General features: G+C 38.5%; 17 protein-coding genes. 8 read left to right on the forward strand and 9 right to left on the reverse strand.

Features of this window, described 5'->3' with window-relative positions; genetic code table 11:
* Positions 1–423 precede the first annotated feature (423 nt).
* The 3 genes from ACZ5L8_RS11100 to ACZ5L8_RS11110 are packed head-to-tail and all read right to left on the reverse strand — an operon-like array spanning position 424 to position 5,829.
* Complete coding sequence (locus ACZ5L8_RS11100; protein WP_464437485.1) at positions 424–1,122, reverse strand: hypothetical protein; 699 nt, start codon at positions 1,120–1,122, stop codon at positions 424–426.
* A gap of 31 nt (positions 1,123–1,153) precedes the next feature.
* Entirely contained in the window at positions 1,154–2,599 is a 1,446-nt protein-coding gene (locus tag ACZ5L8_RS11105; RefSeq protein WP_464437488.1) for a SusD/RagB family nutrient-binding outer membrane lipoprotein, read from the reverse strand.
* A 14-nt stretch (positions 2,600–2,613) separates the two neighbouring features.
* The gene (locus ACZ5L8_RS11110; RefSeq protein ID WP_464437490.1) at positions 2,614–5,829 is read right to left on the reverse strand and encodes a SusC/RagA family TonB-linked outer membrane protein; all 3,216 of its coding nucleotides are present in this window, start codon (positions 5,827–5,829) and stop codon (positions 2,614–2,616) included.
* Between the two features lie 304 nt (positions 5,830–6,133).
* Here ACZ5L8_RS11110 and ACZ5L8_RS11115 point away from each other — a divergent pair, with 304 nt between their 5' ends.
* From ACZ5L8_RS11115 to ACZ5L8_RS11125, 3 genes are all read left to right on the forward strand, one after another.
* Positions 6,134–6,736, forward strand: a complete 603-nt coding sequence (locus ACZ5L8_RS11115; RefSeq protein WP_464437491.1) for a ribonuclease HII — start codon at positions 6,134–6,136, stop codon at positions 6,734–6,736.
* 86 nt (positions 6,737–6,822) lie between these two features.
* Positions 6,823–9,306: a hypothetical protein gene (locus ACZ5L8_RS11120; RefSeq protein WP_464437493.1), complete on the forward strand. Its 2,484-nt coding sequence runs from the start codon at positions 6,823–6,825 to the stop codon at positions 9,304–9,306.
* A gap of 206 nt (positions 9,307–9,512) precedes the next feature.
* A complete protein-coding gene (locus tag ACZ5L8_RS11125; protein ID WP_464437494.1) occupies positions 9,513–10,199 on the forward strand; it encodes a TapB family protein in 687 nt (228 codons plus the stop codon).
* Positions 10,200–10,339: 140 nt separating this feature from the next.
* On the opposite strand, the gene lipB is transcribed toward ACZ5L8_RS11125, so the two are convergent.
* Together lipB and ACZ5L8_RS11135 are read right to left on the reverse strand one after the other, a co-directional pair.
* A complete protein-coding gene (gene lipB / locus ACZ5L8_RS11130; protein WP_464437496.1) occupies positions 10,340–11,056 on the reverse strand; it encodes a lipoyl(octanoyl) transferase LipB in 717 nt (238 codons plus the stop codon).
* A gap of 59 nt (positions 11,057–11,115) precedes the next feature.
* Complete coding sequence (locus ACZ5L8_RS11135) at positions 11,116–11,274, reverse strand: YqaE/Pmp3 family membrane protein (RefSeq protein ID WP_462597250.1); 159 nt, start codon at positions 11,272–11,274, stop codon at positions 11,116–11,118.
* Between the two features lie 110 nt (positions 11,275–11,384).
* On the opposite strand from ACZ5L8_RS11135, the gene lysS reads away from it, so the two are divergent.
* The gene (gene lysS / locus ACZ5L8_RS11140; protein ID WP_464437499.1) at positions 11,385–13,076 is read left to right on the forward strand and encodes a lysine--tRNA ligase; all 1,692 of its coding nucleotides are present in this window, start codon (positions 11,385–11,387) and stop codon (positions 13,074–13,076) included.
* A 183-nt stretch (positions 13,077–13,259) separates the two neighbouring features.
* On the forward strand, positions 13,260–13,709 hold the full coding sequence (locus ACZ5L8_RS11145) for a hypothetical protein (RefSeq protein WP_464437501.1): 450 nt from the start codon (positions 13,260–13,262) through the stop codon (positions 13,707–13,709).
* A gap of 32 nt (positions 13,710–13,741) precedes the next feature.
* On the opposite strand, the gene hemL is transcribed toward ACZ5L8_RS11145, so the two are convergent.
* The 3 genes from hemL to ACZ5L8_RS11160 are packed head-to-tail and all read right to left on the reverse strand — an operon-like array spanning position 13,742 to position 16,825.
* The gene (gene hemL, locus ACZ5L8_RS11150) at positions 13,742–15,028 is read right to left on the reverse strand and encodes a glutamate-1-semialdehyde 2,1-aminomutase (RefSeq protein ID WP_464437502.1); all 1,287 of its coding nucleotides are present in this window, start codon (positions 15,026–15,028) and stop codon (positions 13,742–13,744) included.
* 7 nt (positions 15,029–15,035) lie between these two features.
* Positions 15,036–15,875, reverse strand: coding sequence for a glucosaminidase domain-containing protein (locus ACZ5L8_RS11155; protein WP_464437504.1), 840 nt, complete (start codon positions 15,873–15,875; stop codon positions 15,036–15,038).
* Positions 15,875–16,825, reverse strand: a complete 951-nt coding sequence (locus tag ACZ5L8_RS11160; RefSeq protein WP_464437506.1) for a 1-aminocyclopropane-1-carboxylate deaminase/D-cysteine desulfhydrase — start codon at positions 16,823–16,825, stop codon at positions 15,875–15,877. Before ACZ5L8_RS11160 ends, ACZ5L8_RS11155 begins: the two co-directional genes overlap by 1 nt.
* A gap of 463 nt (positions 16,826–17,288) precedes the next feature.
* Between ACZ5L8_RS11160 and ACZ5L8_RS11165 the strand changes: the two genes are divergently transcribed.
* The 3 genes from ACZ5L8_RS11165 to ACZ5L8_RS11175 all read left to right on the forward strand — a co-directional run bounded on the left by ACZ5L8_RS11165 (position 17,289) and on the right by ACZ5L8_RS11175 (position 20,749).
* Complete coding sequence (locus tag ACZ5L8_RS11165) at positions 17,289–19,925, forward strand: tail fiber domain-containing protein (protein ID WP_464437507.1); 2,637 nt, start codon at positions 17,289–17,291, stop codon at positions 19,923–19,925.
* Positions 19,926–19,964: 39 nt separating this feature from the next.
* Positions 19,965–20,132: a DUF5522 domain-containing protein gene (locus ACZ5L8_RS11170; protein ID WP_464437509.1), complete on the forward strand. Its 168-nt coding sequence runs from the start codon at positions 19,965–19,967 to the stop codon at positions 20,130–20,132.
* An 80-nt stretch (positions 20,133–20,212) separates the two neighbouring features.
* Positions 20,213–20,749, forward strand: coding sequence for a DUF4136 domain-containing protein (locus ACZ5L8_RS11175; RefSeq protein WP_464437510.1), 537 nt, complete (start codon positions 20,213–20,215; stop codon positions 20,747–20,749).
* A gap of 56 nt (positions 20,750–20,805) precedes the next feature.
* Here ACZ5L8_RS11175 and ACZ5L8_RS11180 read toward each other — a convergent pair whose 3' ends face one another.
* Positions 20,806–21,561, reverse strand: coding sequence for an enoyl-CoA hydratase/isomerase family protein (locus ACZ5L8_RS11180; RefSeq protein WP_464437512.1), 756 nt, complete (start codon positions 21,559–21,561; stop codon positions 20,806–20,808).
* Between the last annotated feature and the right edge of the window lie 3 nt (positions 21,562–21,564).

Genomic DNA, 21,564 nt, shown 5'->3' on the forward strand with positions numbered 1-21,564 from the left:
CGCAAACATCCTCAATTTTTTATTATAAAACAAAAATATTTTGCAGGTTTCTCAGTGAAATACTATTTATACTAGTGAATTTTTAATCGAAAGGGCTTATTTGTAATTTTTTCGTAAAAACGATTTAGTTGCACAATAATCTAATAATACTTCAAAATTACACTACATAGATTGTCAAATTTTAATGATTCTATAACACTTACACTTCTTTTTCACCTTACGGCAAACCGTTATTATTGCTTAATATTGAAACAATATCTCCACTTTATTGATTTCAACATTTAACATATAGAATAGCACTCACCTCAAAAAACGTCACTGATATATGATTAGACAGTAAATAACAGGATTTTCAATTAACCGTTTAAAATAAAAAAGCCACCCGTTTGGGTGGCTTTTAAGCATTATGCTGCGTTAGAAGATCTAGTCTTCTTCAATAATTACCATTTGCCCTTCAGCATCAGCAGACAAAGATCCACTTGTAGCAGTAAACTTATAATACAATGTATCATTTACTACTAAATTAAGCGCTTGATAGTTTGTATCACTTAATAATACTGAACCACCATCCACTGTGCTAAGACCAGTCGCTCCACTATCTGCATAGATGCCGTCTGAGTTCTTTTTTAGCGAAAGCATAACATCATCAATGCTAGCCGTGTTTGTAAACAATTCATAAGCCACTTCAACATTTGGCAAAGTATCCAAAGTTGCCTCTGCAAGATTATCTTCACTAATAGAGATAGGATTATCCACACTTATTGTAAAGTAGTCTCCTGCCATTTTACCATTAGACAATTCTGAAGAAATAAATACTTCATATGCATCCTCTGACAAAGTTCCTAGAAAAGCAGTATTTACAGTTGCAAGTTCATCTGAAGCGATTGTTGCCATTTCACTTGCAGTTTCTGTACTTACTTCAATAGAGTTAAAAGTAACCCCGTCTTTAGTGATAAGTTTGATATCAAGATTCGCATTTTCATCAAAACTACTTATTGAAGTTTCTGATAAATATGCATAGCCTCCTATACCAGTCGTTGGCACTTCTCTTTCATCGTCGCAAGAAACAAAAGCAACTGATAGAGCCACGCCTAACGCTATATGTTTAAAAATTTTATTCATTTTAATTTCTTTTTAATTCAACAACCTTTAATTACTGTACGTCCCAGAAAATCTTTCCGTAAAGATCATCCTCGCCGCCTTGTTTAGCAACGGCTGCATCATAGTTAGCACCGTTAACAGCAGGCTCAGTAGTAGGATAGAATACTCTTGTAGGAACAGGTAATCCAGATTGATCACTTAATACTAAGAAATTAGGATAGTCTAATCTTCTCCACTCAGTCCAAGCCTCAAACCCTCTATTAAATAGAGCGATCCATTTTTGAGTACCAATCTTCTGCTCATAGTTACCAGCAGCAGTAGCATAAGCAACATCAGGCTGAGCTAGATAAGCATCAACTTCTGCCTGAGTACCACCATAACTAAGAATACTAGCAGTAATTGCAGCATCATAATGAGATTCTGCTACTTCAGATATAAATCCTCTTTCTGCGGCTTCCGCCAAAAAGAATTCTACTTCATAATACTCGAGGATAGCACCTGTAGCCGTTGGTTCTTCGACTAGATCACGCTTAATATGCGTGTAAGCAGGGTAAGAGTTGTTACCTCCAATTGGACCACCTACATAAGTATCATCACCAAGGTTTTGATCATAAAAATCATCAAGACGAGGATCATTTACAGATAATAGGTAATCTACAGATGTAGATCCTGCGATATAATCTTCACCTCTACCACTTAATACGAAAGTATCGTATAATGGATTAGTGTTTGGAGCAGCATCCTCATACATGATAATCGCGCTATCGTCAGAGCTTGTTAACACCCCAGCTGTAAATGCCTCAGAAACCGCAGTTGATGCCGCTGATGGATTAGAATCTGCTAATCTCATACCTAATCTAAGTTTAAGAGAGTTTGCAAATTTTCTCCATAGTGCAGTATCACCACCATAATAAATATCAGCAGAACCAAAGCTATCACCACCAGCGCTAAGCGTTTGCTGCGCTGCAGTCACACGAGCAATAAGATCTAAATAAATAGTCTCAGCATCATCGTATACAGGGAAAAGATTCTCATTAATATTCAATGCTTCAGAATAAGGAACATCACCATTAAGATCAACAAGCATCTGATAAGAATAAACCTTTACAATCTCTATAACTGCAAGTTGATTTGTTCTCATTTGCTCATCTGTGTATTCAGCATTATTAATAAGCTCAACAGAAGAGTTAAGGTCATTTAGGATATTGTTATAAATAGTTGTCCAATATCCAGCTGATAGATCACGACCTATTACATCGTAATTTGCTTCATCATTGTAGGTTGTTTCTGTCCAGTGCTGAGCCCATAGACGAAAAACATTTGTACCCACACTCATTGTAGTCACAAGGTCACCAAGATTCTTCTCAGCATTTGTGAAAGTCGTCGCGGCAGGAACTTCTGACGGACGTTTTGGGTCAACGTTATAATCGGTAATGTCGTTTGTACAACTTACAGCGACAATCCCAACTAGAACGCCAAGGATTAATAACTTCTTCATAATATCTTAATTTTTTAGAATTGTAGTTTAACGTTAAGACCATACTGCTTAGTTGCAGGGTATGCTCCAATCTGGAAACCTTGTACATTACCTGCACTAAATCCAGCTTCTGGATCTGCATAAGGAAGATCTTTAGAGATAATCCAAAGGTTACGACCTGTAGCAGTAAGTGTTACATTAGTAAGGAAAAGATTTTCTAGGATATCCTGCGGAAGTGAATAAGACAATGTTAATTCTCTTAATTTCACATAAGAAGCATCATATACAAACTGAGCGTCAGGAGCATTACCATAACGACCATAAGGGTTTGCATAAGATGTAAAGTCAGCACGCACAGTGTTAGGAGTACCATCTGCTTGTACACCTCCCAGCACAACACCACCACCATTAGATAGTGAGTTACGAAGTGGCATACCTAAGTCGTTAAGACCTGCAGTCTCTTCATAAAGACCAGTTGCAAGACCAAAGTACATATCACCACTGAATACGCTACCACCTTCTTGAATATCGATCAAGAAACTAAGGTTCCAGTTCTTATATCTGAAAGAGTTACTGATACCCGCTTTCCAGTCTGGGTTAATATCACCAATAACCTCTTGTCTAGAAGTAGTTTTTGAATAACGCCCATCAGGAAGCACAAGTCTTTCACCATTTACATACTCATAGTTAGTACCTTTAATAGTACCGTAAGGCTGACCTAGTGTCGCATTAAGAGTTACACCAAAGAAGCTTGTAAGCAATAAGTTTTTAGAATCTTCAAAAAGTGCAGTAACCTCACTCTCATAAGTAGAGAAGTTAGTGTTGATCTTCCACTCAAAGTCTTCAGTTCTTACTGGAGAACCATAAAGCTGAAGCTCTAAACCTTTATTTTGCACAGTACCAGAGTTTACATATCTAGAAGTGTATCCTGTCGCTGGAGTTACAGCAACTGGGAAAATTTGATTTTCTGTTTCTTTCTTATAAAGAGACATGTCAAATCCTAATCTTCTCGAGAAGAAAGCCATTTCTAAACCAACCTCAAGTTCATTAGTACGCTCTTCCTTTAGATCTGGATTTCTTGAATCACCAGGATTAGAATACAAAGTGTTACCATTAAAGCCAGCAACAGCATTAAAAGTATTAATCAATTGGTATGGACCTGCACCGTTACCTACTTCACCATAACCTGCACGCACCTTACCATAAGTAATTGCATCACTTTCAAAAAGGTTAGAGAAAATAACACTTGATGAAATAGCAGGATAGTAGAAGCTATTCTCACCATCTTTAAGTGTAGAGAAAGTATCGTTACGCAATGAAGCGTCTAAAAACACTGTATTATCATAATCTATACTCGCCTGACCGAAAAGACCAAAAACCCGAACATCATAATCTGTTTCCGCAGGAAACTGAATTGGAGAAACAGAGTTACTCAAAGTATAAAGCCCTTCAAGAACTAAACCTCCGTTAGTAGAAGCTGAAATATCGTTAAATTTAGTTTGACGATAGTTACTACCTAAAGTACCTGTAATACCAAATGACTCACTAATATCTTTATCAAAATTCAAGAACAAGTCGTAGTTAAATTCACTGTAGTTAAGGTTTCTTCTAGAATATTCTGAAAGGTCTACACTACCAATGTTGTTACGTTCTTCACGAATTTGATCATAAGTATCCACACTCACACGACCCATAACATCTAACCAATCTGTCATGTTATAAGTAAGAGATGCATAACCAAAAAGACGGTTTCTCTCATCTGTGTTGTAGTTCTCATATCTTGTAAAATATGGGTTATCCCAGTATTTTGCAGACGTGTTAGTTGTGCTTGAAGGGTTCCAAGTAATATTTTGACCAGTTTGCTTATACGCTTGCTCTTGCTCTTTAAGATCAACATTCACACCCCACCATTGTCTAAAGTTAGTCATGATGTTTTCAGCATCGTATCCTGATCCAAAACGACCACGACCAGCATTCTTAGTGTAAGTAGCTTTACCTACTGCATGTAATTTTTCACTAAGATCTAAAGTACCCGTTAAGTCAAATGTGTGACGAGCAATAGAACTATTTGGAAGAATACCTGTTTCATTGTAACGGGTATAACTCATACGCCCTGTAGCATTCTCGCTTCCTGAACTTAAAGTTACATTCTCAATATCGGTATAACCAGTACGGAAAATATACTCAGGACCATTCTCAGCAGCTGTCCAAGGAGTCGCTTGCTGGTAAGTATCTAATTCAGGATAAAAAGAATCCCACTGATAAACCATAATACTAGGATCAAAACGTCCACCGAATGAAGCATCTTCACCCACAGGAACAACATAGTTTGAAGAACCATTTCCAAAACCTCCCGCATCTAAGAAATAAGGACCATTAGGACCACCATCATAGTAAGGACCATAACCTTGTCCATACTCATTTTGGAATTTAGCAAAAGTATCAGGATCATAGTTATTAACGTTTACAGTAGTACTCACAGTAACACCTAGACCTTGATTTTTCTTACCTTTTTTAGTAGTAATGATAATCGCACCGTTAGAAGCACGAGAACCATAAAGTGCAGTCGCAGCAGCACCTTTAAGAACGTTTACACTTTCGATGTCATCTGGGTTGATGTCTGAAGCAGCGTTACCGTAATCATAACCATCACCACCATTCTGCTGACCGCTAGTGTTAAAAGTATCGTTGTTAACTGGCACACCATCAATAACAAAAAGCGCTTGGTTGTTTCCAGTAATAGAAGAGTACCCACGGATAATAACATTAGAAGAACCACCCATAGTAGTTGCTCTTTTAATATCAAGACCTGATATCTTACCAGAAAGCGAGTTAACAAAGTTACCCTCTTTTGCAGTACTAACTGCCGCACCATCTACCTCCTGAGTTGCATAACCTAGAGATTTTTTCTCACGAGAAATACCTAATGCTGTTACCACCACTTCTTCAAGAGCTTCCCCTTGTTGTAGTGTAACATCAATTGTAGAACCTGCACCCACAGTAGACTCCTGTGAAGCAAAACCTACATAAGAGAAAACTAGCACATCTCCCTGAGAAGCAGAGATTGTGTAGATCCCATCAAAATCTGTCTGTGTACCTGTTGTTGTCCCTTTAACAACAATGTTCACACCAGGTAGTGGAACGCCAGACCCATCGGTCACGGTACCACTGATTGATTTCTCTTGCGCTAGAGATAACTGTGTAAAAAACAGCAATCCCAACGACAAGAACCAAAAAAGTTTTGATTTCATAAATTGTAATTTAATTTGAATTAGCCAGTCGCAAACTTCATAAACTTTTAGCCCAAAAACAAAAAAAATCCTTAAACCCATCGGCATTTCAATACTTTATTTTGATATAAAATCAACAAAAAGACGTTTTTAATGATAAAAAAATAATTAAATCGATTTATTTTTTAAATAAACCTCAAATAGTGTTAATATTCTAAGTTATACGTTATCTTAAAATTTCCTTAAATTTATTTTTTGCAACATTTAATTGTAGAATTAACAGTGAATTAATATTATAACAGCTCCAGATTAAGAAATCGTTAACATGAGTTTGATAATTAAAAGCCAAAGCCTTCTTAAAGAATGTGGCACTGATGAAGCCGGTAGAGGATGCCTCGCAGGCCCCGTTACTGCTGCTGCCGTTATACTTCCTGATTCATTTTCTAACCCATCACTCAATGATTCTAAGCAGCTTAGCCACAAACAACGTATTATTCTCAGAAATGTAATTAAAGAAGAATCAATATGTTACGGTATCGCACATGTATTTCCAGAAGAGATTGATAAGATAAATATTCTCAACGCTTCTATTAAAGCTATGCATCTTGCTATTGAATTGCTTAGCCAAAAACCAGAGCATATAATAGTAGACGGCAATCGTTTTAAAACCTATTTAGACTGTACTCATGAATGCTTTGTAAAAGGTGATGGAAGATTCCTATCAATTGCAGCGGCGTCAATACTAGCAAAGACTGAGCGTGATTTCTATATGCAGCAAATTCACGAAGAATTCCCGTATTATAACTGGGTTAAAAACAAAGGTTACCCTACTAAAGAACACCGCGCTGCCATTAGAGAACATGGCATATCGCCGTATCACAGAAAAAGCTTCAAGCAACTTCCTGATCAACTTTCATTGCCACTATAATTTGTTGAAAAATATCTTATTAATAATGCCGTTATTGCTTTATTCAAAGGTATCACGTTATTAATTTCGCCACAAAACCACAGATCATGAAAAAAATTCTCTTGGCGATCTTAGCAGCATTCTGCATGCTCTCATGCTCTAAAGAAACCAGCAATAGCAATGGTTTAGAGAATTTTATTCCGCTTCAATCTACGGTGATCATAAAAGTGAACGACTGGGAAGAATTATCAAATTCTTTGCAATCAAACAACCTCATCACGGCGCTTAATCACACTCCTGCGTATGAAACCCTTTCTGAGAGCACTAAAAACCTCTCAAGCATAACGCCTTCTGGACCGGTATGGCTGTGTTTTGTGCCACTTGGCAAAGCTGAATATGACCTCGCTTTCATCACAAAGTACAACGCTTCAGATCTTAAAATAGATAGCTTACGCCAAAAAAACATTACCACTCGCAATTATGAAGACGTAGCTATTTCCACTTTAAGTGAAAACAACAAAGACCTACACTTTATCAATCTGAACAATACGTTGATCGCCAGCACATCGCCGTTACTGCTAGAAAACACCATTCGCAATCAGAATAATAAAGAATTATTACCCGAAGAATTTATCAAAATAGCAAGCACCGCAGACAACGATGCGATCGCAAATATTTTTATGCCAGCCGAGGGCGCTTCAAGTCTTTTTGACGAGTTATTTCCGCGAAAGCGTAATACTATAAAAAACAAATTTAGCTGGATAGGTCTTGATCTTTATGACAAGAACGCATCACTGCAATTTAATGGAGTTTTGCTACCCGGAACAACAAACAAAACCACACTCTCACTCCTTAAAGATGTAAAACCTGCGACTAATAAAATCGCCGAAATTCTACCGTCTTCTGCAATTGGCGCGGTTTCTTTGAATTACACAAACTGGGATCAATACAAAAAGAATCTCGCAAACTATCGCGGCATTCAGCCGGCCGATTTGCAATTACCGGAGGAAGACCTGCTTGCAAACGCCACAGAAATCTCTAAAATTCACTTGGCAGACGGCTCAATAACTGCACTGGCATTTCCTGATACTGAAGCTTCGCTTGAGTTTATCGCACCCATTCAAGAGACAGACGAAACATTCAGAGAAGTAGAGATCTTCAAAATTGCAGATTCCACCTTTTTATCCAAGTCTTTTAAAGAAATTATCGCTCCAGAAACGGCTTCTTACATGTGTCGCACAGAGCAGTATATGGCTTTCGCCAAAAGTAAAAACCTACTTCAAACGCTTATTACCAACCTGAAGAATAACTCATATTTGGCGCAGCAATCTAATTTTGAAACCTTCCGGTCGCATCTTGCTGGCAGAACTTCGCTACAACTTCTGGGTAACACAGATCAGGTTTTAGAAAAGGTAAAAGAATCAGTTTCCGCGGAAGCGAAACCCAGCATTGAAGCGTTAAAATTGGACGATTATCCTTTTGGAATCATCCAACTCACACAAGAAAATGGCTTTATGCATGTAAATGCGCTTGCAGAGCGCAACACTATAAAACCTGAGGCTGGCGCTGTTTCTCAACTCGCTTCTATTAAACTAGAAGCTGATCTTGCCATTGCACCACAACTAGTACGCAATCATCGCACCGAAGGAAGTGATATCGCCGTTCAGGATGTTAATAATGTGCTTTATCTTATAAACAACAAAGGCAAAATCCTTTGGAAAAAGCAATTAGACAACAGGATTCTGGGCAAGATTAAACAGATCGATCTTTATAAAAATGGCAGATTGCAGTTGGCTTTTGCTACAGCTTCTTCTCTTAGAATTATAGACAGAGAAGGAAATGACGTAAAACCGTATCCATTAAAATTTGAAGACCAAGTTACGCAGCCGCTGGCGCTTTTTGATTATGACGGCAATCGCAATTATAGAATGATCATCACGCAAGGCGATAAACTGCTCATGTATAACACAGACGGTAAGATCGTAAAAGGCTTTAAATACACAGATGCTGGCAGCGCGCTACTTTTTGCTCCCAAGCATATAAGAATTGGCACAAAAGATTATATCGTAGTTCAATTGAGTAACGGCAAGTTGAAAATTCTTGACAGAACGGGCGATGTGCGTGTAGATGTAGCTGAGACTTTTGATTTTGGTAGCACAAGCACGCAAGAAGGCGATAAGAATTTTAAATTATATGACGCAAAAGGCAGCCTGATCACAATCTCTGAAAAAGGCAACATAAAACAAGATCCGCCGGTAGAAAGCAACGAAATACTGCATAAAACAACTGATAAGGTAAAAGCTACTTTAATAGGAAATATGCTCACTATTAATGGCAAAACATCAGAGTTAGACTTCGGACTTTATACGGGTCTCAACATTTTTAAAGTTGGCAATAAAGAATACATCTCACTTACAGATGACCAATCTAAACAAGTTTATCTCTTTAGTGCTAAAGGAGAATTACTGCCTAATTTCCCTATTTACGGTAACTCTGCAGCGAGTATCGCCAATCTTCAAAAAGGCAAAAATCCAGGTATCGTGGTAAAAGGTGAGAAAAACACCATTTTGCTCTATCAGATAAATCCTTAAAAGTCAACACATAAAAAGCAAACTTTCTTACCAACCTATTGATTATATTTTTATATTTGATAATCAGAAGGTTACAACACCTTGTTTTCTTCTGTTTCTTGACGGTTATAATTGAGTTTTCATAAGATAAGCATCCCTTCTTATCTCATTCTCCCTAAAAACCCAATTACATTTCCCCTTATTAACCATACAAATTCACTTTTGTCATGAAAGGAATTTTTGTAACGCTCGCTTTGTTTTTTGCTCTTGGAGCATTAGCGCAAGAAAACTGCAGCCGCTATTATCCATTTAAAGAAAATACAGCTTTTGAGATCAGATCATACGGCACAGACAACAACCTCATCGCGATAAGCAATTATGAGGTTAAAGATGTTTGGCTTACGCCAAAAGGTGAAAAAGCGATCATCGCCGCAACTGTTGAAGACGGCACACAAAACAAAAACAGCGAACCCGTTTTAGAGTTAGAATGCACCGAAGAAAACAGCATAAAACTGAATTATAAATCCATCTTACCAGGATTCTTGATGGAAAAATTTAGCAACTTAGATTACGAAGTTGTAGACGCAGAAGTTGAGATCCCTAACGATCTACAAGAAGGAGAAAAATTACCAGACGCAAAGATCACAATGAACGTGCGAGTAATGCCCATTGTCATGAAAGTAGAATATAAAATGACAAACAGAACAGTAGAAGCAAACGAAACTTTACACACACCCGCAGGAACATTTAATTGCAAAGTAATCACTTACGATACTGTTTTTGAAAAAGGTTTAAAAGGCCAAGGCTCAGCAAAACAATGGATCGCAGAAGGAATAGGACTTGTAAAACAAATAGAATACAACAACGAAGGCGCAATCGCTGGGGTTAACATCCTAACAGAATTTGATCAATGATTCAAAATCAAAAAAAGGGGAAAAACCCCTAATTCATGAGAAAATCAAAATGGCTAGTTTTAACGAGCTTTAGAATTGATAATTCAAAAGACCCTTATACTAATCGTTATTTCAATAATTAGTCTAGTAAGAACCGAGGTTTAAGCCTCGGTTTTTTGTTGTAGTAACTCTGCTTCAAACAAGTCGCTGAAGTGTTTCAAGAGTTTCGGCTTTACCTCTTCAATATCTACTTCTGGCTTTCCTAGCTCAACATTAAGAGATGTCACGGTTTTATCACGTATTCCGCAAGGCACGATGTTATCAAAATAACCTAGATCTGCATTTACATTAAATGCAAAACCGTGCATCGTTACCCATCTACTCGCACGCACACCCATCGCACAAATCTTTCGAGCAAATGGCGTGCCTACGTCTAGCCAAACTCCGGTTTCACCTGGTGAACGTTCAGATTTTATACCATATTCGGCTAACGTGAGAATTATGGTCTCTTCTAGCAAACGCAGGTATTTATGAATATCTGTAAAAAAATTCTCCAGATCAAGAATAGGATATCCCACGATCTGACCGGGACCGTGATACGTTATATCACCACCTCGATTGATCTTATAGAAAGTCGCGCCTTTTTCAGCCAGCTGTTCTTCATTTACAAGAAGATTTGAAGCATCGCCGCTTTTACCCAAAGTATACACATGCGGATGTTCAACAAATAAAAAATGATTCGGTGTTTCTAAACCGGCATCTTCCCTCCTGTTCTTAACCTTTATATCCAGAATTTCTTTGAACAATTCTTCTTGATAATCCCAAGTTTCCTTGTAATCCTTACGTCCCAGATCTTCTACAGCTATCTTCTTATTCATGCTACAAAGATACGACAATTGATAAGGTTTAAGTTGTTTTGGCTTTAAGCCAAAAAACCTCACCGCCTAGATCCATTCACGATCACAAGTGCAGCGATAACCCCAGGGATCCAGCCACAAAACCACAGCAATGTAACTAGAAGAACAGAGCCACAGCCCTTGTCTAAAACGGATAACGGTGGCAAAAAAATAGCCACTAACGCTCTTAAAAAACTCATTTTGTTGATTGATTGATGATACTTATAAGTATCAATATGCAAGCTTATGTTACAATTATTGATTTGTCCGTTGTGAGTAACTATCTTTGCGGGCTAAAATTAAGAGCTGTATGCAACTTTCAGAACAGGAAATAGTAAGAAGAGAAAAACTTGCCGCTTTGCGCAAAATGGGTATTGACCCATATCCCGCAGACGAATTTAACTATACACATACTACTGCCCAGATCAAGAAGGATTACAAAGAAGGAGAAAAAGTAATTCTTGCAGGTAGATTAATGTCACGCAGAATTCAAGGGAAAGCATCTTTTGCAGAGTTACAAGACGGCGAAGGACGCATACAGATATATTTTAACCGTGATGAGATCTGCACGGGTGAAGACAAAACGCTTTACAACGATGTTTATAAGAAGTTACTTGACATAGGCGATATCATCGGTATAGAAGGTGAACTTTTTAAAACACAAGTGGGCGAAAAAACGGTAATGGTAAAAGGCTTCTCAATCTTGAGTAAATCTCTACGCCCATTACCACAACCACGCACAGATGCAGAGGGTAAAGTGCATGATGCATTTACAGATGCCGAGCAACGTTACCGCCAGCGTTATGTAGATCTTATTGTAAATCGCAGTGTAAAAGACACTTTCATTGCGCGCACTAAGATCACAAATACGATCAGAGAATTTTTTAACGACAAAGGATATCTTGAGGTTGAAACTCCTATTCTTCAACCTATTCCTGGTGGTGCTTCGGCAAGACCGTTTATCACACATCACAATGCGCTAGATATTCCATTATACCTTAGGATCGCAAATGAGCTTTATCTTAAAAGACTTATTGTAGGTGGTTTTGACGGAGTTTACGAGTTTGCAAAAGACTTCCGTAACGAAGGTATGGACCGCACACACAATCCAGAGTTTACCGTGATGGAGCTTTATGTAGCTTACAAAGATTACAACTGGATGATGAGCATGACAGAGCAATTGCTTGAAAAAGTCGCTCTTAACGCTACCGGAAAAAGCAAGATCGCCGTAGGCAGCAACGAGATTGAGTTTAAAGCACCATATCCTCGTGTGCCGATCTTACAAGCCATAAAAGATCACACAGGTTATGATGTAGCTGGTAAAAATGAAGAAGAGCTTAAAGCCATCTGTAAAGAGCTAGACATCGAGACAGACGCAACGATGGGTGTAGGTAAACTTATTGATGAGATCTTTGGCGAAAAATGTGAGCACAAATACATCCAGCCTACCTTCATCACAGATTACCCTAAAGAGATGAGTCCGCTTACTAAAGAGCACCGCGAGAACCCAGATCTTACAGAGCGTTTTGAACTTATGATAAACGGTAAAGAGGTTGCAAACTGCTACTCTGAGCTTAATGATCCTATCGAGCAGAGAAAACGTTTTGAAGCGCAGCTCGCTTTAAGCGAAAAAGGCGACGACGAGGCGATGTTCATCGATCAGGATTTCTTGCGTTCACTAGAATACGGGATGCCTCCCACAGCAGGAATCGGGATCGGGATCGATAGACTTGTGATGCTTATGACAAACAATTCTTCAATTCAAGAAGTGCTTTTCTTCCCGCAGATGAAGCCAGAGAAAAAACCTCTAGAAATCACTGAAGAAGAAAAAGCGATCTTCAAGATCTTAAAGGAGCAAAAAGAGCTTCCGCTAGATACACTTAAAGAGCAATCTGGACTAAGCAACAAAAAATGGGACAAGGCGATAAAAGGTCTAACCAAGCAAAAGATCGCTAAAGTCACTAAGACAGATGACGCTTTGATCGTTTCTTTAGTAGAGTAATATTTGGCTTTCGCCAAAAGAACAAAAACAAAAAAACCCGACTTATAATCAGTGAGTCGGGTTTTTAATTTTATAGACTTAACAAGGTTGGAAAAAGAAATTTTTATTTTTTTTTCAGCAAAAAGCTAAACCTTTTTTATTTCATCAGGTCATACTCGCAGAAACAATTTAAAAACGATGAATATGAAAAAAATGCTTTTAATCGCTGCGTTAATGATCGGCGGATTTATGACAGCTCAAGATGGTCCACGTCATCGCGATGGAGATCATAAAATGATGAACGCCACTCCAGAAGAGATGGCAGAAATGCAAACAAAGAAACTTACCCTTGCGCTAGTATTAGATGATGCTCAACAAAAAAAGGTATATGACCTTGAGTTAGCTGAAGCTAAAACCAGAAAAGCTAAGATGGAAGCTTTTAGAGAAGCTAGAAAAGCAGGTGAAAAACCTACAGAAGAGCAGCGTAAGGAGATGCGCACTTCAATGATGGATGCAATGATCGCACATCAAGAAAAAATGCAAGGTATCCTTACTGAGAAGCAGTTTGACCAGTGGCGCAAAATGCGCAGCCACCGCGCAATGGAGATGAAAGAAAGATTCAAGAATAACAGACGTCACAAAACGCGTAACTAAAAAAAATCCCCGTCGATGGACGGGGATTTTTTTTAAAGTTCTTTTGCTACTTTTTCAATAGCTGTTATTGTTTTGTCCAGATCTTCTTGGGTTAAAGCGTCTGTTAAGAACCATGTTTCATATGCGCTGGGCGCAATGTAAATTCCCTCAGCCAACAACCCATGAAAGAATTTCTTGAATTGTGGGTTATCACCTTTGGCCGCCGAGCCAAAATCTGACACAGCCTCTTCTGCAAAATGCACAGAGATCATTGATCCCACTCTATTGATGGTATGTGTAACGCCATTTTGAGTAAGTGCGTTCTCAATGCCTTTATGCAGATATTCGGTTTTGTTTTTTAGACGGTTAAAGATCTCAGCATCCTCGTTCAAAATCATTAACGTTTCGTAACCAGCTGCCATCGCAAGCGGATTACCACTTAAAGTTCCTGCTTGGTAAACCGGCCCTAGCGGAGCGAGATAATCCATAATCTCATTTCTTGCCGCAAAAGCTCCTACTGGCAGACCGCCGCCTATCACTTTACCAAATGTTGCAATATCTGCCTTAACACCCAGAAGTTCTTGCGCACCACCTCTTGCCAATCTAAAGCCTGTCATCACTTCATCAAAAATGAGTAAAGTACCGTGCTCATCACATAGTTTACGCAGACCTTCAAGAAAGCCTTCAGCCGGCGGAATACATCCCATATTACCAGCTACTGGCTCAAGGATTATCGCAGCGATCTCACCATGATTATTACTCATGATCTCTGCAACTTGCTCCAGATCATTATAAGCTGCAAGCACCGTGTCTTGTGCTGTACCTTTTGTAACTCCAGGACTATTAGGCGTACCAAAGGTCATCGCACCACTTCCCGCCTGGATCAAGAAAGAATCTGAATGGCCGTGATAACAACCAGCAAATTTTATAATCTTGTCTCTACCAGTAAAACCACGTGCTAAACGCACAGCACTCATACACGCCTCTGTACCGCTATTTACAAAACGTATTTTATCTACATTAGGGATCATTGAAACCGCAAGCTCTGCGATCTTAGTTTCAAGTTCTGTGGGCGTACCAAAAGAAGTCCCAAGTTTTGTTCTCTCAACAATCGCATCTACAACTTTGTCATGTGCATGACCTAAGATCATTGGCCCCCAAGAATTGATATAATCTATCAACTTGTTATCATCCTCATCATACAAATAAGCACCTTTAGCCTTCTTTATAAAAATAGGATCACCGCCTACTGCTTTAAATGCTCTTACGGGAGAATTCACTCCGCCAGGGATTACTTTTTTTGCTTCTGCAAAAAGCGCACTGCTTCTTTTATATAACATTAAAAGATTATTTTGAGATTTTAAGCACCTGCCCGATGCTTATCGTATTATCATTAAGATTGTTGTATTTCTTAAGCTCGTCTACACTTAAATTGTATCGTCTACTTATACTATACAGCGTATCGCCTTTTACAACAACATGTTTGTTTTCTTTGTTTGCACTTGAATTAGAAGAACTGTTATCATAAGCTGCTAGCGCCTCCATAACTTCTGGTTTTACATATTCTTCACCAGTAACTTCTTCATCAAATTTATACAGCTCATATTTTTCAATAAGTGCTATTAACTTTTCAGGGTATTTTCTATCTGTTGCATAACCTGCTTTACGCAGTCCTTTGGCCCAAGCCACATAATCGTTCTTCTCTAGATCAAAAAGAAACGCATATCTACTTCTATTTGCAAGAAACTCTGAGTGATCTTTAAAAGACTCCATCGGGTGATCGTACTTGCGGAAGCATTCTCCCTTCTCATCATCATCATGAGTTACAGATTCTCCCTTCCAGTCGTGACATTTTATCCCGAAGTGGTTGTTCGCTTTCATCGTGAGTTCGCCATGACCCGCGCCACTTTCTAAAATTGCCTGCGCCATGGTGATACTTGCCGGGATGCCGTAGTTTTTCATTTCTATCTTAGCAACTTCCGCGTAAGCGTTTATATAACCTTCTACGCTTGTAAACGGCGCCGCCTCAAAAGCTTTCTCAGTTTGCTTAGGCACGTCAGCCGGCTTGTCTAATTTTTCCATGCTGTTAGACGGTCTAAAAACCACCTGTTTCTTCTTAGCCTTTTTTGCGCCACCGCAACTTGCCAGCAATAGTGCTAACACGATTAAAACAACTATTTTTTTCATTATTGAATGATTGTTTGCATCCCTTTTTTTCTCAAAACATGATTCATACCTTCAATTCCTTGCAAACCGCCAGTGTGAATCGCAAGCACGTGATCATCTTTGCGAAAATAGCCATTCTCTGCCATATGCCATATCCCAAAAAGCATCTTTGCCGTATAAACCGGATCTAGCAAGATGTTGTGCGTTTGCTTAAAATCGTTCATAAAAGTCACAAGCTCATTTGTGATCTTGCCATAGCCGCCAAAATGAAAATCTGTGATAAGTTCCCAGTTAGTTTTTGTGGTAAATTTTGTGATCTCGGCAGTGAGAAAATCACTTTTAAGCGCAGGAAATCCCAGTATTTTTTGCCTTTCGGCGGAAGAATTAATGATTCCTGCAATGGTGCCACCGGTTCCTACTGGGCAGGCAACATAGTTAAAATTTGAATCGGTTTCTTCTAAGATCTCTGTGCAACCTTTAACCGCAAGTTCATTTGTACCACCTTCTGGCACGACAAAGATCTCATCTACCTCTGAAACAAAATCTTCATTACAAAAACTCATTTCTTTAAGTAATTCACTGATATCTAAATCTTCTTTCTTGCGGTACGTCTCTCGATCTATAAAAATGAGCTTCATCCCATTTTTAAAGGCTCCGCTTAATGTTTTATTATGCTTAAGCGTTAGCTCAATATCCTTTGCAAGCTCATCACCGCGAATAATCCCTATACTTTTTAGGCCTTCAAGCTTTGCCGCAGCGGCCGTTGCCGCAATGTGATTTGAGAACGCACCTCCAAAGGTTAGCAGTGTGTTTTTGTTTAGATTTTTGGCTGCAGCCAAATTATATTTTAGCTTCCTGAATTTATTACCAGAAACCTCGGGATGCAGCATATCTTCTCGCTTAAGAGAAATATTGACTCCGTTGATCTGCGCGATAAATTGCGTTTGTGAATGCTGCTCTTTGAAGATCATAGATATTTAAAAAAACTGTATGGTTTTCTAGAATGCAAATATTGCTGATTTGTTTCGTTTGCATATGCTTCTCGCTCAAAAGAAATATTACGATATGCCTTTTTTCTTGATCTATACAAAACCAATCGCACTAGAAACTCCGTACTATACATGAGAAAAAATGGAGTGACCAATAACTCCTTTTGCTGAGCAAGATGAATGCGCTCATGCAACAAAAGTTTTTGATCATTTTTATAAGTATCTGATCGTAAGATGATAAAAGGAAAGAGGGTAATTGCAGCAAAACCCTTAGGAACCAAAAAACTAGACCAACGGACCATTTATAAAGACCTGAGAATGAATATTAATAGAATTTTATTGATTTCTTACAATAATATCTTACAATTTTAATGTTAAATACAAGTAAAAAATACAGTTAATTTAAAATAACCCAGTACTTTTGCCATCTAACTTTCATCACCCCATGAAAAAATTATTACTAAGCTCTTTTGCATTTTTACTGTTTACTATCACAACAACTGCCCAGGTAGGTATAGGTACAGACACTCCCGTTGAATCTTCTATGCTTGATATTGATGCAAGTACAAAAGGTCTTTTAATTCCTCGTGTAGCGATCACAAATTTAAGTAGTAGCGCACCTATAGCAGGAACGATGGCCGAGAGTCTTCTAGTATATAATATTAATAGTTCTACACCTGGTATTGACAAAGGTTTTTATTATTGGAGTGGTAGCGCTTGGGTAAAACTTACTACGGGTGCAGATGATGCTGATACTAGCTTGTACGCTAATGATGGGACTGTAACTACTGGCACCGGATTTAGAACAGTAAACCTCAATAACAATATCTTTGGTTTCTTAAACAACACAACAGATAACGATTATTTGTTTCTTTCGCCTGCAGGTTTATATTCTAACGAATATTATTGGTCTACAAGTGCAGGACTTGGTCTTGCAATAGGCACCGATGATGCGTTTGTAGTTGATGCTAATCGTATGGCAACATTTACTACTGCAAGTTCACCCCCAGCATTTAATTCTGGTTCACTTGTTTTAAAACACGAAACAAATGATGGTAGCGGAGTTTCTTCTATTGTTTTTCCTAGTGCCTCTAATGCAAATAGCGATTATGGATATTTAAGTTTTGCTGACGACGGTTCTACAAATGGATCAACAAATGAGAATGGTCTTTTGACCTTAGGCGTGCAAAATGATGGAACTGGTATCTCTGACAATGATGTAGATAATATAAACATTGCTTCTTCTGGAGGTTTAGGAATATCCAACACTGCTCCTAACATGAGAGCTTCAATAGATATGGGTCAAACCAATAAAGGGATTTTGATCAACCGTGTTGCATTAACCGCTACTAACAATAGCGCTCCCATATACGGAGCTCAAGCTGATGTACCCACTGGACTTCTTGTTTTCAACACTGCTACTGCTAGTTCAGGTTCTACAGCAGTTACACCTGGATTTTATTATTGGGCAAGCAACCAATGGAACAGGCTACAAAATAACAGTACCACAGCGACAACCCTTTACAATAGTGATAGCAGCTTAACTGGAGCAAGAACTGTAAATCTTAATGGCAACAATTTAAGCTTCAGCAATGGAGCTAATTTAGGTTTACGAATTAACGCCGCAAATCGTTCTCTTGCTTTGGGCGCATACGGCTCAGGGAGCAACACAGGTACAGCAACATATGGTTTAGCTGTAGATGCCAGCGGAAATCTGATCGAAGAATCAATCGCTAGTTACAAGAACAATCTTTACAATATAGATGGTGCACTTACAGGTGCTAGAACAATTAATTTAAATGGAAGTAGCTTAAGCGTAAGCAATGGAGGAAATCTAGGCTTAAGAGTTAATGCTGACCGCTCTATTGATCTTGGCGCTTATGGTTCTGGAAGTATTTTAGGAACTCCTACGCAAATCTTAGGAGTGACAGCGGCAGGAAGAGTAGTAGAATTAAATACTCAAGCAGCTTACGCTGCCGCGAATCAAGACTGGTATGATCAAAGTACAAACGCTGCGGCAACTAACATAAATAACAATATTTATACAAACGGAAATGTGCGTCTTGCAAGTTATGGCTCTGGTACTATCGCAGGAACAGCTACAAGAGGTTTAGCTGTTGATGCTAGCGGTAACATTATCGAAGAACCTATTGCCGACTTGAAAAACAATCTTTACATCGCAAACGGAACTTTAGGCGGTAACAGAACAGTTACCATGGGTACTAACAACCTCAATTTCTCAGGTAATAATACTACTGTTAATATTGCAGGGAGCACGGGAGCTATGAGAATATATGAGGCAACCGGGACAGCGGCCTCAGCTAATAATGGATCTCTTGTTCTTAGGCATGGTAATAACTTAGGTGAATCTTCAATTGTCTTCCCCAGTGCTGTTAACAATGGTAGTGATTACGCTTATATAAGATACTCTGATGATGGAAGTCCTTTTGGAAGTACCAATGAAAACTCTCTTTTAGAAATAGGAATTCAAAATGACGTTTTAGGAAGTAATGTCCAAGATGATATCAATTTAAAATCCACAGGAACCGTATTTTATACTTTAGGCGCTACTACTACACCAACCTACATAATGAATACAAACTCATTTTATCCCAATAGCAACCAAGTAAAACAACTAGGAGCAGATGGAAGTCGCTGGGGAACCACATGGGTTGGTTTCATTCATTATAATGGTGCCGCAAATGATTCGGATAGAAGATTGAAAGAGAACATAAAACCTCTTTCCCTAGGTCTCGAAACAGTGAACAAATTGGCTTCTTATCAGTACAACTTTATAAATGATAAGAAAAAACGTGATCGTTTTGGTTTCATAGCTCAAGAGGTTCAAGAATTTCTTCCAGAAATAGTAGAAGTTGGTGATGATCCTGAGAAAATGCTAGGATTAAACTATACTGATTTAATTCCTATTCTTGTAAACGCAATTAAAGAGCAGCAAGCGATCATTGATGGGCAGAATAGCAAAATCGATAGTCTAGAAGCATCAATTGAGGAAATCAAGGCTATGCTTACTGAAAAGGCTAATAGCTCTGAATCTAATTCTAAAACAGCGATAGGTAAATAATTAACTTTTTACGCTCATATATCTTTGGTAAATTTTTAGATGTCTCAATTTAAAAAACACATTGAGATCGAAGATGGTGATTATTATCTTACACCTGAAGGGTACAGATGCTTTACTGAACAATATCATTTAAAACGTGGATATTGCTGCAAAAGCGGATGTAGACATTGCCCTTATGGCTTTGATCCTAAAAAGGATAATCACTAAACCTTGGTATGATTATTGTGTTTAAAACAAAACAATAAATCAATTCAAGGTATTTTATCTTAACTACTAAATCAAAGCATATGAGAGCAATGAGAACACTTTTACTTTTATTTACTGTTGGCCTGCTAGCTTCATGCAGCTCTGTAAGGGTTGCATCTGACTATGATCAAAATGCAAATTTCAATAACTACAAAACTTTTGCATTCTTCAAGCCTGGCATCGACAAAGCAGAAATTTCTGACTTAGACAAGAAAAGAATATTAAGAGCTATTGAGACTGAACTTCTAGCTAAAGGTTTTACAAAATCTGAAAATCCAGCACTTCTTGTAAGCATTTTTACAACCGCAGAGCAACGCGTTAATGTTTATAACAACAACGGCTGGGGCTGGGGTGCATGGGGACCTTGGGGAATGGGAATGAGCACAAATTCAGTTTCAACCTCAACAGAAGGAACCTTGTACATCGACTTGATCGATTCAAACAAAAAAGAACTCGTTTGGCAAGGTCAAGGCACTGGATATCTTCCTAGCAAAATGGATCGCAAAGAAGAAAGAATTAGCGAGATCGTAAATGAGATCATGCAAGAATATCCACCTAAGATGTTAAGCAGCAACTAATTCTTTAAAAAGAAACTCAAATAAAAAAGCTTCCACTAAAATGGAAGCTTTTTTATTTACTTATATTTAGCTAGAACCTCTTTTGTAAAACTAGACAAAACCAAAGTACCACTCTGTTCCGCCCGCTTCTCCAGCACTTCTAGCCAGTTTTCTGTTCCTTCCCAATACATTTTTTTCAAAGCGATAAGAGCCTCAGGGTTGTAAGTTGCAAGCCTTTCGGCCAAAGTTGTAACAGCTGCATCCATCGCCTCTGCATCAGCAAAAACTTCTGTATACAATCCTTTTTGATGCGCCCAGTCTGCTCCATAAAACTCGGTCGCATCAATTGAAAGTTGTGAGAAAGCAGAAACTCCCATTTTCCGCTGCACCGCAGGACCTATCACAAACGGACCAATACCTATGCTGATCTCACTTAATTTTACCGAAGCAAATTTCGTCGCAAGACAATAATCCGTAGCAGCCGCAAGTCCCACACCGCCGCCCACGGTTTTGCCTTGCACGCGGCCTATGATCAACTGTGGACATTTACGCATCGCCAAGATCACTTTGGCAAAACCCATAAAAAAAGCCTTTCCTGTAGTTTCATCTTCTATTGCGATCAATTCTTTAAAAGACGCTCCCGCACAAAATGTACGATCACCAGCACTTTTTAAAACGATCACTAATACATCCTTATTCTCGCTAAGCGCTAAGAAGGCTCGCTCTATTTCGCTTAAAGCGGAAGAAGGCAAAGCGTTATGATCTGGAGTTCCAAAGGTTAACCAAGCAACCTTATTTTTTATCACTACATCTACAGAATATTCATTTTTCATGTT

The organism is Leeuwenhoekiella obamensis (assembly GCF_055391795.1).